This is a genomic window from Actinomyces procaprae, from assembly GCF_004798665.1.
Taxonomy (GTDB): Bacteria; Actinomycetota; Actinomycetes; order Actinomycetales; family Actinomycetaceae; genus Actinomyces; species Actinomyces procaprae.
The window spans coordinates 586,322-600,115 of the sequence record NZ_CP039292.1 but is presented as its reverse complement, the minus strand read 5'-3'; the positions used below and the strand labels follow the sequence as shown (position 1 = coordinate 600,115).

The following is a 13,794-nucleotide window of genomic DNA, read 5'->3' as shown; positions in this document are numbered from 1 at the left end:
AGCCTGTGCGGCGATTCACTGGAAGTCGCGGAGCTTGGGGGCCAGGCCCTCAAGGTCGGAGACGTTGTCAATGACGACGTTGGCGGTATGGGCGTAGAAGGAGGTGGGGTTGACCATGGGGGCGAACCAGGCCTGGTCGATGACGTACTGGTTGATAGCCTTCTGCGCGGCCTCGGCTTCCTCGTCGGTGCCGGTGCAGATGATGTCCCACTGTTCGTCGACGTACTCGTCCTTCTGATGCTCAAGATTCCAGTAGCCGGTGTCGCGTACCACGATGTCGATGTCCTGGACAGAGTCGCCGATATTGCCCAACTGCCACAGCACCACCGGGTAAGTACCCGAGAGCAGGTCGCCGATGGCGTTGGCTCCGGTTAGCGGCACCTGTTTGACGGTGATGTTCAGTTCGGCGAGCTGCTGGGTTACGTAGGGCATGAGCACGTCGTGGTTCTGGCCATCCATGGTGGGCAGCTCGAGCTCGAAACCCTCGGCGTAGCCCGCCTCGACCATGAGGGACTTGGCCTTGTCTACGTCGAAGGGGTACGGGTCGGCGAGGTCATCTAGGTATGCAGTGGAACCGGGGCGGAAGATCTGGTGCGAGACCTCACCGTGGCCTGCGTACAGGTTGTCGACCATGGCCTGCTTGTCGAAGACCATGTTGATGGCCTGGCGCACGCGGACATCACCCAGAGCTGGGATGATCTCGCCCTTGTGGTCGGTGAGCAGCAGCCGGGTGGTCTGACCGTTCATCTCCTTGACCTCGAACCCGGAGCCGGTCACCTCGTCGTAGGACTGGGCGTTAACCAGGGTGCCGTCGATCTGGCCGGTCTTGAGGGCGTTCAGCGCGGCGGTCTCGGAGGCGTACACCTTGCAGACGAGCTTGGCGTAGGGGTAGGCGTCGGCTTCCCAGTACTCCTCGTTCTTGGTGAAGGAGTACACGGATCCGCGGGTGGTTCCTGCCTCATCAAGCAGATAGGGGCCGAATCCCACGGGCTTGTCGTTCAGGTTGCCGGAGTCGATCAAATCGGGCGAGGTGAGTTTGACCCGGGAGATTCGGTCATTCATGAGGGGCTGCGGCTCGGGCCAGGTGAGCGTGATGGTCTGGGCATCAGGAACATCGAAGGTGATGCCCTCGTACAGGCTGCGCGTGGCCTCATTGGTAGCGGCGAACTCGAAGTTCGCTCTGACGGCCTCGGCGTCAGCCGTAGCACCGTCGGAGAAGGTGGTGCCCTGGCGCAGGTGCGCCGTGAAGCTCCTGCGGTCGTCGCTGATCTCCCAGGATTCGGCCAGGCTGGGCTCGAGCTCGCCGAACTCGTTCGGACGGCACACCAGCCCCCAAATCGCCTCTCCCGGCCAGCCCTGATAGCCGGGTTGATTGTTGGGATCCCAGCCTTCGATATCGGCGGTCATGCCAAGGGTGAGAGTGTCCTTGGCGCCTCCGGAGGCCGCACCGCCGCCGGTATTGTTGGCTCCTCCGGTGCAGGCGGCGAGTATCGCACCGATAGTTACAGCAGCGGAGCCGGTGAGCATGGAGCGACGGGTGACGAGTCGCATGATGTCCTCCCTTGGACGGATGGGATACGAACTCCTGGCCGAGTCGGCGTCGACTGTCGGCCGGAACCTTGCACAACCGGACTGTGCAACGTTCTACGACGACGATAGAACCTCCGAAGACGGTTGTCAAGGAGATGGTCTCGCGACGCAACATACACGAGAGTCGGCCACTCAAGCCCCCAGACCTGCCATCTCGCGCAACGACCGCGACAGCCACGCCACCATCTCACGCTATGTAGAACGGTGCACTACATCTAGAATGCCCACGTGTCCGCATCTCCCGTACCATCAGGCCAGTCGAAGCCCCGCAAGCGCGCCACCATCAAGGATGTTGCGGCCGAGGCCGGGGTTTCGGTCGCCGCCGTCTCAAAAGTGCTCCGCAACGCCTACGGGGTCTCCGATCAGATGCGGCAGCGGGTCGAGGCCGCCATCGAGAAACTGAACTATCGCCCCCGCACCGGGGCGCGCACCATGCGCGGCAGCTCGCAGACCATCGGCCTGGTACTCACGGACTTCCAATCGCCCTTCCAGTTCGAGGTGGCCGAAGCCGTTGCCTCCCGCCTCGCCGACACCCCCTACCAGGACATCCTCACCATCGCCGGCACTTCACCTGAAGGCTACCGCAGACGTATCGATTCGCTTGTGGATCTGCAAGTCGACGGCATCATTCTGATCTCCCCCAGGCTCGACATGGCGTCTCTCAATCGACTGGCCAAGACCATGCCCCTGACCACGGTGGCGCTCCACGGGGAGCCGGAACTCTTCGACACCGTCGTCACCGACGAGCATCATGGCGCACAGCTCATGGTCGACCACTTGGTGTCGCTGGGACATGAGTGGATCGCTCACACCGCCATGCCGCTCTCCAGCGTTGAGAACGGTTATCTACTGTCGCAAACGATGAGGCGCCGAGGATTCGTCCGAGCGATGGAAAACCACGGGCTCACCCCGGACGTAATTGAGACCTACTACTCGGAAGCCGGGGGACGTGACGCCGCCGAACGTGCACTCACACGACGGCATCGCCCTACCGCCATATTCGCCGGAACCGACGCCGTCGCCTTCGGAGTACTTGATTATATCGAAGAACAAGGCCTGACCGTCCCCGGGGACATGAGCGTGAGTGGCTACGACAATGTCCACGCCACGGCCTTGCGGCGCGTCTCATTGACCACCATCGACCAATCGGGGGAGCAGACCGGCAAAGCAGCGATCGACCTACTGTTGGAACGGATCAACGGGCGCGCTGAGCCGACCCGGCGCATCATCGAGCCCACGTTGGTGACTCGTAGCACAACCGCGCCTCCCCCTGCCCGCCGGTGACGCCTCGCCGGGGCCATCCTGTTCTCGCGCGCGGCAGCCCCGACCTGTGACTCCCACAGCACGGTCCGGAGGCGTGCGAACGACCTCTGCACGCCTCCGGACCGGACGCAGTCAGGCGCGTCGTCGAGCCACCAATAGCGCGCCGAGCGCGAGAACGGATACAGCACCTGCCATCAGCGCTACTGCCGGTACACCGGTCCGGGCCAATGTCTTCGCCAAGTCACTCGTCGCAGATGGCGTCGTGGTCGCCGACACCGCGGCGCCGGGCACTGTCGCGCTCGCAGTCACTGCGGTACTCGGCGCGATGGTGGAGGCCGACTGCACTGCGGGGCGGGTCGCGAGCGGCGTAGGCGCCGCATCGGTGGCCGAGGGTGTCGACATCGGAGTCGGGTCCGACTGGCTCCCGGTTTCCCGCACGACCACGCGGACCCGGGCGAGGTTCTGCACCTGGGCGAAAGAATCGGAGTTTTCTGCGGCAGCCGACGTCGCCCGCACGGTGACCCAGTAGGCACCCGGCTCAGAAAATACGTGCTCGACACTCGCACGTACGTTTTCCTCGGACGTCTGCATGGCCTCGACGTAATCACCGGTTCCGGTGAACTCCCAGTCGATACGGACCACCTCTCCTGCGGACGCCGGCATATCGGCACTCACCTCGAATCGGACCGGTTGCCCGACTTCAGCAGTGGTGGTGTCGGCAGCAAGAGTCACCACGGGCTGCACACCCGCCCGCTCCGCCGCTGTGGACGGCAGGACGACCTGACCACCGGCAACGGTGTATGAGGTGGAAGACGCCGGCTCGACGTCTTCCTCCACCCACGCCACCAGTTCACGCAGGGCTCGTTGCACCATGGGATCGTAGGAGACGATCCGGGTCGACTTCTCGCCGGTTACCGAGCCTTCAAGGTGATCGGCGTTCTCGTTTACGTAGATCCGCAACCGTTCATCCACCCCGGCATCGCCCTGGGCTGAACGCACGCGCTCGACATACCAGGGAGCGTGCCAGGTGTAGGCGTCGACGTCCTGCAAGTTCGACACCAGAATGACTTTCCCCTGGAACAGGCCCGAGTAGGTGGCACCACCCGAGATCGAACTCGCCATCATGCCTGCAATGCGCGACTGCCGCTGCGGATAGAGCGGCTCACCGGCGTCGTCGTAAAAGCGGTTGTATACCGTGAAGCCCTCCTCCTGGGGCGGAAGTTGGTGGCGGTAATAAGAGCGCGCCGCTATCGACCAGCGGTTGTCGGCAGCGATCTGTGTACCTTCCGCCAGCGCCGCCAACGCCGCCGCATCGCTCCCCTCATCCAGGTGAATGCGTCCGGTTGTAGCGTCGAGCGTGCCGACAAGCTCTCCCACGGGGGCGCCATCGTTATCCAGTACCTGCATGTCGAGGCCTTCATCCAAGGCACCAGCGGGAAAACCCTCCGTCATGAGCGCGGCCGGGGACCCGGCACCGTCGCGCTCCACAGCAGTGACGGAAAGAGTCGTATCCACCAGTGCCGCTCTGACGACTTCACCCAACGGGGAGTCTTCGGTGCCGAGGTAGCCGGACTCATTCCAGAAATCGTCGGCGTAGGTCGGGTCCATCCTCTTCACCATTGCGACATAACCGAGCAGACCGTCATCGAAGCTGTAGCCAAGAAGGTAGTCGGGGTCCTCCCAGCCCTCGAGCTGGACGCCCAGGGCAGTCATCTCCTCCAGCATCAGGGTCTGCGCATCGTTCAGACCGGCGTACGGATCGGAGCCGTTGAGTACGGCGCCGGAAATCTGCTGGCGCACGTCACCGAGAACCAATCGTCCCATCGCGCGGATGAAGAAGTTATTGGGGATGGACACGGGCGTGCCCATTACCGTGGGGACAAAGCCGTCCCAGACGCCGGTGGTGTTTTCGACGGCACCGACGGTCTGGAAGGAACCACCAGAGGGCCCATACAAGTAGCCGTATATATGGCGCCCATCGTCGCCGTAGTAGGAGGCGGCGATCTCACGGGACACTTTGGCGGCCGCCGCCGCGTGCCTGTAGCCGCTTGAGCCGGAGGCTTGGACGGTGTATCCGCCGGAGTTAACACCGAACAGGATCGTCTCATCCGCGGCGTTCTCATCGGTGAGCGGGTAGGTGTATTGGAAGAAGCGGCCCTGCCACCGCCCAGCGGGAGGCAGGTAAACGGCGAACCGCGATGACGTCCCCTCGAAGTAGCCCCGCACAATGTGCAACGTTGTCGGCGAGGTAACATCCTCCTCCGATTCGATGACGGCATCGGCGTAGGTAGCGTCGAGGCACTCGGCAGTGACAATAACCGCACCCGTAGTCGAAGTAGCACACGACTCACCACTCCCCAGAGGCGCCGCGGCGGCGCGGGCGACCGGCATACCGCCGGCCATCAACGACAATGCGCAACACAGGAATGCCCCCAGCCACAGCAGACGCCCCGTTGGCGTAATCATGCGGCGTATCCCTCTACGCCAGCCACCCCAGAGCGGGCGACGCCGTCGCGACGATGTCGGTCGTAGTTGAGAGGGCGGCATTGGCTTCTCTGTCATTGGTCTTCCTTCATGCAATCACCCCGCCGGGGGCCCTAGACGCGCACACCGTCATCGACGGCGCGAACCGCGAACGGTCGACCCGGAGGAGGCGCCAGCGCCCCTTCAGTTGTTCGTAGACCGTTCTACATACGAAAGGTAGACCGTCCGTGCGATGCTGTCAACACCTAGGGCATGCGTCAACCGCAAGTGATGGGAGCACCCTCGCTAGCGGTCCCGATTCATCTCCGGCGCCACCTGCTTACTATCTGCCGCCCGCATCGATTCTTCGCCACAGGACCGACCGGCCGCCCGTGGACAAGCTGCGATCTCCTCGAGTCAAGTCTCTTGATGTGGCGTAGACCTGGTTATGCGGTGATGGCCGTGACGGGGAACAGTGCGCGCTCGCGCCGTAGCCCGCCGCATTGCACACTTCTCCTCGGAGCCCAATCCCACAATCCGCACGATTCCGCGGTTCTACTGAGACCGCCAGCAGCCATGAGCCGCCTCCAGCGTGCAACGAGGCGCCCGTTGCACACTGGAGCCGCACCACCCAACTCCAACCCAACCGACAATTCCGCATAGTACCAACAAAAACTCAAGATCGGACGGGTTCACCCCAACGACTATTGCGTGCAAGAACACCCTCCAATTCAGTCGCAGCGCACCCGCACCGCCTCCGCTACCAACCATCGAGTTCGCCTACGCCGGGCGCCCCAGCAGAGCTCGGACCGTGGACGCCCGCGTGCAGATCTCTCCCGGCGTCAGCCTGCTTCCGACTCCCGGGCAGGCAGTGTGGGCACAGCAGCGCGAGGTTGGCCTGGCCCGCTGCGTCGCTGCCGTTCACTCAGCCAGATCCGCGGTCGTACTCACCCATGAGGCCGGGGCACTCGTACACGGCCTGTGGCTGCGCCGCGGCGAAACCGACATTCGCATCGCAGTGCCCACAAACCCCAAGCGCGCACGGCAGCCCTTGGCTCCCATCGACTTCGCGGATGCGAGCCTTCCACACCCTTCCGGGGCGGGTCGTGCCGTCAGTCTGAGACGCCGTCGCTCCCGCCTGCAGCCCGAAGATGTGGAGGTGGTCAACGGGCTACCGGTCACGACCCTGCTGAGAACGGCGGTCGACTGTGCCTTCGACCTGCCTGCGCGCGAGTCGATCACGATCGTCGATTCGGCCATGCGGGCGCTGTGCCGCCCCGACCGCTTCAACCCGCAGCAGGCCCAGTCCCGGTGGGAGCACGTTCGCCCCCAGTTGCTGGCGGCGGTGGAGGCCGAAGGACCACGGCGGGGAGCGGTGCGCGCCCGCGCCATCGTCGCCATGGCGAGCCCCTTCTCGGAGTCACCCGGTGAAAAGCCTGACCCGGCGGCTGGTTGTGGCACTCGGGCTGCCGCCACCGGAGCTGCAATACGAAATCCTGCTCGAAGCCGGCGGCCAGCGCTTCCTCGACCTCGCCTGGTCGGATCTGCGGCTGGCGATCGAGTTCGACGGCCGCAGCAAGTACAGCGTGAATGACGACCTCTGGGAGGAGAAGCTCCGACAAGACGCCATCGGCGCCATGGGCTGGTCGTTCATGCGAGTGACGTACGCAGACCTCAATGACGAGGCCCGACTGACGTCGAGAGTCATGGAGCACATGCCGCCAAGCGTGACGCTGCACGCCCGCCGCGTTCCCGGCCTGTGGGAGTAGTGCGGGTCCATTTGCGCGGGTGGGCGAACATGTCCGAACGACACGCAGGACGTTCTCGGGCCGACGAGGACGTGTTCGCCCACCCAAGGTCGTACTCGGGGCGGCGAGGTCGTACTCGAGCGCACGTGGTCGTACTCGGGCGGTCGGGCGGGGTCGTTCTGAGGCTTGCGAGGACGTCTTCGGTCCGACGAGGTCGTATTCGAGTACCCCACGCCGGTCGAATACGACCTCATCCGCCCGATACCCTCCACATTCGGGAGGGTTTAGGGCTGAAAAGGACGTGTTCGCCCGCCCGGGGTCGCATTCGGGACGAGGAGGTCGTACTCGGGCGGCCGTGGTCGTATTCGGGGTGAGGAGGTCGTATCCGGGATGAACAGGACGTGCTCGCCCGCTCAGGGTCGCACTCAGGTCTGCGGGGACTTCAACGCGCGCTTCGGACACCGCCTGCCGGGCTGCCGCCAACCCGGAAGTCGACCGCGCGTCCCTTGACCTCCTCACCCCCTTTCGCTCACTCGCCCATTGACTCGGCCCCACCCCTACAATTAACCTTTGAGTCGTTTCAACGCCCGCCCCTTGTCACCGCAGACGGAGCCACATCGTGTCAACGCAGACAACACCAGCACCTCACGCACCGCAGCAGCCCGCCACCGCGTCCGAGCTCCCGTCAGCCGCGGCGCCGGGCTCACTCCCCGAGGTCGCAGCCTCCAAGCCCGACGGCGTCCTCCCGACCGCCCGGCCCGCCGTCCCCGAGCCCGCCATCACCGCTGCCGCCCTGCCCGACCCCGTCGGCGACCTGGCGGCCCCCACTCACCTCAAGTTCGATCAATACCTCCCCGGCGACATCCTGGGCGGCGCCTCCCCCACACCGCGCCTGTCCTGGGAGATCCCCACCGCCCCCGCCGGCTGGACCCCCACCGACGCCGAGCTCGAGCTGACCCGCACCGACGCCGAGCTCGAGCTGACCCGCACCGACGCCGCCGGAAACCCGCTCGGTAACCCGCAAACACTCACGCTTCCCTCCGCCGACGGCGTCCTGGTGGACTGGCCCGCCCCCGCACTCGCCTCCCGCGAGCGCGCGGTGGTGCGGGTGCGCGTGACCGGCTCCGTCGCCGTGGCCGCCTCCGCCACCGCGCCGTCGGCCTCGGCACCCGCCACCACCGAATGGTCCGAGCCGGTCGTCTACGAGGCCGGCCTGCTGGATGCCGCCGACTGGGAGGCGCTGCCCGTCGGCCCCGCCTGGCCGGAGAACCCCGAGAGCGATCGCCGTCCGCCGCGCGTGCGCCACGAGTTCACGGTCGACCGCCCGGTGGTGGCCGCCCGCGTCTATGTCAGCGCCCACGGCCTGATCCGCGCCGAGCTCGACGGCGGCCGCGTCGGCGCCGACGAGCTGGTGCCCGGCTGGACCGTATACGGGCAGCGCCTGGTGGCCCGCGCCTACGACGTCACCGCTCAACTGCTGGACTCCTCCCCCGCCGGCGACGGCGTCGGCCGCCACGCGCTCGGCGCGCAGCTGGCCGACGGCTGGTACCGCGGACACATCGGCTTCGACGGCGGCTACCGCAACCTGTATGGCGACGACGTCGCCGCCATCATCCAGCTCGAGCTCACCCACGCCGACGGCACCCGCACCACGGTCGCCACCGGCCCGGGCTGGCGGGCGGGCGCCGGCGAGATCCTGTTCACCGGCCTGTATGAGGGTGAGACGGTGGACGCCCGCCTGCTCACTCCCGGCTGGTCGGCGCCCGGGTTCGACGACGCCGAATGGTCGCCGGTGGCCGTGGGCGCCTCGGACGCCGAGCAGCTGATCATGCCGCTGGATGCCCCGGTGCGCGCGCAGGAGACGCTGCTTCCGGTAGCGGTCACGGTGCAGGAGCGGCAGGCGATGTCGATCGGGGAGGCGGAGATCGAGACCGCCCCGGAGCGCGTACTGATCGACTTCGGGCAGAACATGTCCGGCCGCCTGCGCATCCGCGTGGCCGGCCCGGCAGGCACCACCATCACACTGCGGCACGCCGAGGTGCTGGAGGACGGCCGACTGGGTACGCGCCCGCTGCGCGGTGCCGCCGCCACCGACCGCTTCACGCTGGCCGGCGACGGCGTGGAGGAGTGGGAGCCCGCCTTCACCATCCACGGCTTCCGCTACGCGGACGTGGCCGGCTGGCCGGGTGGGGCGGCGGCCGCCAAGCGGGACATTGAGGCCGGGGCGATCACCGCCGTCGTCGTGCACACCTCCATGGAGCGGCTGGGCGCCTTCGACTGCTCGGACGAGCGCGTGAACCGCCTGCATGAGAACTCGCGGTGGTCCATGCGGGACAACTTCGTCGCTCTGCCCACCGACTGCCCGCAGCGCGACGAGCGCCTGGGCTGGACCGGCGACATCCAGGCCTTCGCCCCCACCGCGGCCTTCCACTACGGCTGCACCGGGCTGCTGTCCTCATGGCTGGCGGACCTGGCGATCGAGCAGGCCGCGCACGGCACCGTCACCTGGTACGTGCCCGTGATTCCGGGCGGGCTCTGGACCCCGCCGCGGCCGGCGGCCGTGTGGGGCGACGCCGCCACCGTGGTGCCGTGGGAGCTGTTCCGGGCCACCGGCGACCGCGGCCTGCTGGCCCAGCAGTACGACTCCGCCAGGGCCTGGGTGGATCTGGTGGACTCCCTGGCCGCCGCCGACCACGTGTGGGACTCCGGCATGCAGCTGGGCGACTGGTTGGACCCCTCCGCCCCGCCGGACAACCCCATGCAGGCGATGACCGACCCCTACCTGGTGGCCACCGCCTTCTTCGCCCAGTCGGCCCGGATCGTCGCCCGCTGGGCGGGCGTCCTCGGCAAGAACGACGACGCCGCTCACTACACCGCCCTGGCGGACGCGATCGGGGAGGGCTTCCGCGCCCGCTTCACCGACGGAGCCGGGCACATGACCTCCGACACGCAGACCGCCTACGCCCTGGCGATCACCTTCGACCTGACCGGTTCGGAGGAGCAACGCCAGGTGGCCGGGGACCGGCTGGCCGAGCTGGTGGATGCCTCCGGCGGGCACGTGTCCACGGGCTTCGCGGGCACGCCCGTGCTCACCGGGGCGCTGACGGCGACCGGTCACGCCGACGCCGCCTACCGGCTGCTGCTGACGACCTCCTGCCCGAGCTGGCTGTACACGGTCACCATGGGGGCCACCACCACCTGGGAGCGTTGGGACTCCATGCTGCCGGACGGGAGCATCAACCCCGGCGACATGACCAGTTTCAACCACTACGCCCTGGGAGCGGTGGCGGCCTGGCTGGAGCGCAGCGTCGCGGGCCTGGCGCCGGCCGAGCCCGGCTACCGGGTGATCGAGGTGGCCCCGACGCCGGGCGGGGGCCTGACCCGCGCAGAGGCCGTGCACCGCACCCCCTACGGCTGGGCGGCCTCCTCCTGGCGGCTGGTGGACGAGGCCGGCCGTGAGGTGTCCGCGCAGGCGGCCGCCGCCGGCGAGGGCCGCCTGGAACTCGACGTCGTCGTCCCGGTCGGGGCGCGGGCGCGGGTGACCCTGCCGGGACGCGAGGGGGAGCCGCCCCTCGAGCTGTCTCACGGCCGCCACCACCTGGTGGCCTGAGCAAACATCCACACGAGAACAAAGGAGTTCCCATGTCCCAACCATCCACGGTCCCGCAGGTGGGCAAGGACCCCAATATCCAGGAGCCCACCCGCCCCGGCACCTCCATGAAGTACCTGGGCGGGCGCCCGTTCTACCAGTACCTGTTCGCCTACACGATCGCGGGCATGTTCCTGTTCTCGTGCTACTCCGCCATTCCCGGCATTCTGCTGCCCAACCAGGTGCAGATGGTGGAGTTCCAGGCGTTCTTCGGCGACTATCCGCACGTCACCTCAGAGGTGCTCCAGCAGCTCGCCTCCGGCACCTACACCGGGGCGGACGCCGCCGAGCTGACGGACATCTACAACCATTACGACGGCGCCCGCGCGAGTGCCATGTCCGTGGTCAGCGCCATCGGCTCCCTCTTCACCATGTTCGCCCAGCCGATCGTCGGGGTCATCTCCGACCGGTGGCGCTCGCGCTGGGGACGGCGCTCCTTCTGGATCTGCGCCGGCGGGTTCGTGGGCGCCCTGCTCATGATCGGACTGCGCTACTCCAGCACCATCCTACTGATCACCATATTCTGGGTGGTGGCCCAGGTGGCCCTGAACTTCATGCAGGCGCCGCTGGTCACCACCATCGCCGACCGTACTCCGGAGAACCGTCTGGCGACGGTCTCCGCCTTCTCCGGAATCGGCACCATGATCGGCGGCCTGGCGGGTTCACTGGTCGCTGGCAACGCCTTCAACGCGATGGGCCTGGACGCCTACTACATCTTCGCGATTCTGGTGGCCTTCGGCGCCGCCTGCTTCGTACTGCTGGCCAAGGACCGCTCCTCCAAGGACCTGGAACTGCCGCGCTTTGACGTCAAGACCTTCATCATCGGCTTCACCATCGCCCTGCGCGACCGCGACTACCGCTGGGTGTGGTTCGCCCGGCTGCTCATGTTCCTCGGCTACACCTCCTCCACCACCTTCAACCTGTACGTCCTCCAGTCCTATGTGCGCCCGGCCCTGACCCAGGCAGAGGCAAATGCCATGGTCCCCATCCTGAGCCTGGTGGCCATGCCCGGCATGATCATCATGATGCTCGTCTCCGGACGGCTGTCGGACAAGCTGGGGCGCCGCAAGCCCTTTGTCATCTACTCCTCCTTCGCGCTCATGGCACTGTATGCGCTGCCCGCCGTCTGGCCCACGGTTGCGAGCCTGCTGATCATGTCGGCCCTGTCCGGCTTCGCCTTCGGCGCCTTCATGACCGTGGACCAGGCCCTGTTCATCGATGTCCTGCCGGACCCGGAGGCCGCGGGCCGCGACCTGGGTGTGGCCAACGCGGCCACGAACATCGGGCAGATGCTGGCCCCCGTGATCGCCGGCCAGCTGGTAGCCCGCATCGCCGGCGCCGCCGGGTACCGCATGATCTACGTCTTCGCCATGGTCATGCTGCTGCTGGCGGCACTTGCCATCTACCCGGTCAAGAAGGTCAAGTGACATGCCCGCCGACCAGCCGACTCCCGACGCGCCCAGTCCCGTCGCCCACCCCGCTTCCACGCCGGTGGCCGTCCCCGAGCCCGGCCCTGGCCCGGTGGTCACGGCCCCCTGCGGGGCGGTGCGCGGGGTCTGGCGGCGGATCATCTCGGCCACCGGCTCCCCCGCCCGCTTCAGCCGCTCCGCCGTCTTCTACGGGATTCCCTTCGCCGAGCCGCCGACCGGCCCACGCCGCTTCCTGGCGCCGGTGCGCCGCGGACGCTGGGAGGGCGTGCGGGACGCCTCCCGCCCCGGTCCCACCCCGCAGCGGCGTCCCTTCGGGGAGACCACCGCCATCCCCGAGCCGTCTATCCCCGGGGACGACGTCCTCGCGGTGAGCGTCTTCACCTCCGCACCCGGGGACGCGGACGCCCGCCTGCCGGTGCTCGTGTGGATTCACGGCGGCGGCTTCTACGCGGGCAGCCCGGCCAGCCCCTTCTACGACGGGGCCGCCTTCAACCGCGACGGCGTGGTCACCGTGTCCATCTCCTACCGGCTGGGCTTCGACGGCTTCGGCTGGATCCCCGACTCCGACGCCCCGGTCAACCGCGGCGTGCTGGACCAGATCCTCGCCCTGGAGTGGGTGCGGGACAATATCGCCGCCTTCGGCGGGGACCCGGAGCGGATCACCGTCGGCGGGCAGAGCGCCGGGGGCGCATCCGCCCTGGTGCTGCTGGTGTCCCCGCGCGCCCGCGGCCTGCTGCACGGGGTGATCTGCGAGTCGGGCGGTACGACGGCGGCGACCACTGCCGACGCCCGCGTGATCGGGGAGCGGGCCGCCCAGATCGCCGGCATCACCCCGGAGCTGGCGGGCTGGCGCTCCGTGTCGGAGGAACGGGTGCTGGACGTCTCGGAGCAGCTCGGCCGGGAGTTCCCGCTGTTCGACGTCTCCGCCGACCTGTCGCGCTTCATCCGCCCGCCCCGGGCCATCTCCCGCACCTTCATGCCGGTGGTGGACGGGGACATCATCCCCGCCGCCACCCTGGACGCGGCGACCGCGGCGGCGAATGTGCCGGTCCTGTGCGGCGGAGTGCGCCACGAGCTCACCCCCATTGGCCGGGCGCTCGCCGGAGAGATGGCCGGGCGCGGCGCCGCGGAGCTGCTGGCCGAGGCCGGCATGCGCCCGGAGCGGATCACGCAGCTGGCCGCCACCTACCCGGAACTGGCCGGCGACGAGGAGCTGCTGGTGGGCCAGGTGGTCTCCAACGGCCTGTTCCGCCTGCCGGTACTTCAGTGGGTGCGGCGGCGCGGCGCCGACCCGGTCGCGGCCGACCGCACCTGGCTGTACGACTTCTCCTGGTGCTCGGCCCTGCCCGCGCCGGCGGGCGGCCTGTCCACCCACTGCATGGAGGTGCCCTTCGTCTTCGACTGCCTGGCCCACCCGCACGCCGACGGCGTCCAGGGTTCACCACGCCCGCAGTCACTGGCCGATGTCATGCACGCCGACTGGGTGCGCTTCATCCGCGACGGCGCACCGGGCTGGGCGCCCTGGGCACGGGCCGGCACCGGACGCCGCTACGGCGGCCCGGCCGCCCCCGCCGGCGCCGTCGACGAGATCGTTTATCCCCTGGAGCTGGCCATGCTGGCCGACGCCGAATCCGCGCAATAGGAGCCCGCA

Annotated in this window: 7 protein-coding genes; 5 read left to right on the top strand and 2 right to left on the bottom strand. The window is 67.9% G+C overall.

Going from position 1 to position 13,794, the window contains the following annotated elements:
• Positions 1-15: 15 nt before the first annotated feature.
• Positions 16-1,551, bottom strand: a complete 1,536-nt coding sequence (locus tag E4J16_RS02280) for an ABC transporter substrate-binding protein (RefSeq protein ID WP_136313144.1) — start codon at positions 1,549-1,551, stop codon at positions 16-18.
• A gap of 267 nt (positions 1,552-1,818) precedes the next feature.
• Here E4J16_RS02280 and E4J16_RS02275 point away from each other — a divergent pair, with 267 nt between their 5' ends.
• On the top strand, positions 1,819-2,874 hold the full coding sequence (locus tag E4J16_RS02275) for a LacI family DNA-binding transcriptional regulator (protein ID WP_136313143.1): 1,056 nt from the start codon (positions 1,819-1,821) through the stop codon (positions 2,872-2,874).
• Positions 2,875-2,985: 111 nt separating this feature from the next.
• On the opposite strand, the gene E4J16_RS02270 is transcribed toward E4J16_RS02275, so the two are convergent.
• Complete coding sequence (locus E4J16_RS02270) at positions 2,986-5,319, bottom strand: PKD domain-containing protein (protein ID WP_168709446.1); 2,334 nt, start codon at positions 5,317-5,319, stop codon at positions 2,986-2,988.
• 1,424 nt (positions 5,320-6,743) lie between these two features.
• On the opposite strand from E4J16_RS02270, the gene E4J16_RS02265 reads away from it, so the two are divergent.
• From E4J16_RS02265 to E4J16_RS02250, 4 genes are all read left to right on the top strand, one after another.
• Entirely contained in the window at positions 6,744-7,085 is a 342-nt protein-coding gene (locus E4J16_RS02265; protein ID WP_136313141.1) for a hypothetical protein, read from the top strand.
• Positions 7,086-7,683: 598 nt separating this feature from the next.
• Positions 7,684-10,674, top strand: a complete 2,991-nt coding sequence (locus tag E4J16_RS02260) for an alpha-L-rhamnosidase (RefSeq protein ID WP_204519917.1) — start codon at positions 7,684-7,686, stop codon at positions 10,672-10,674.
• Between the two features lie 32 nt (positions 10,675-10,706).
• Complete coding sequence (locus E4J16_RS02255; RefSeq protein ID WP_108968629.1) at positions 10,707-12,140, top strand: MFS transporter; 1,434 nt, start codon at positions 10,707-10,709, stop codon at positions 12,138-12,140.
• A gap of 1 nt (position 12,141) precedes the next feature.
• Positions 12,142-13,785, top strand: coding sequence for a carboxylesterase/lipase family protein (locus E4J16_RS02250; RefSeq protein ID WP_136313140.1), 1,644 nt, complete (start codon positions 12,142-12,144; stop codon positions 13,783-13,785).
• The last annotated feature ends 9 nt before the right edge of the window (positions 13,786-13,794 follow it).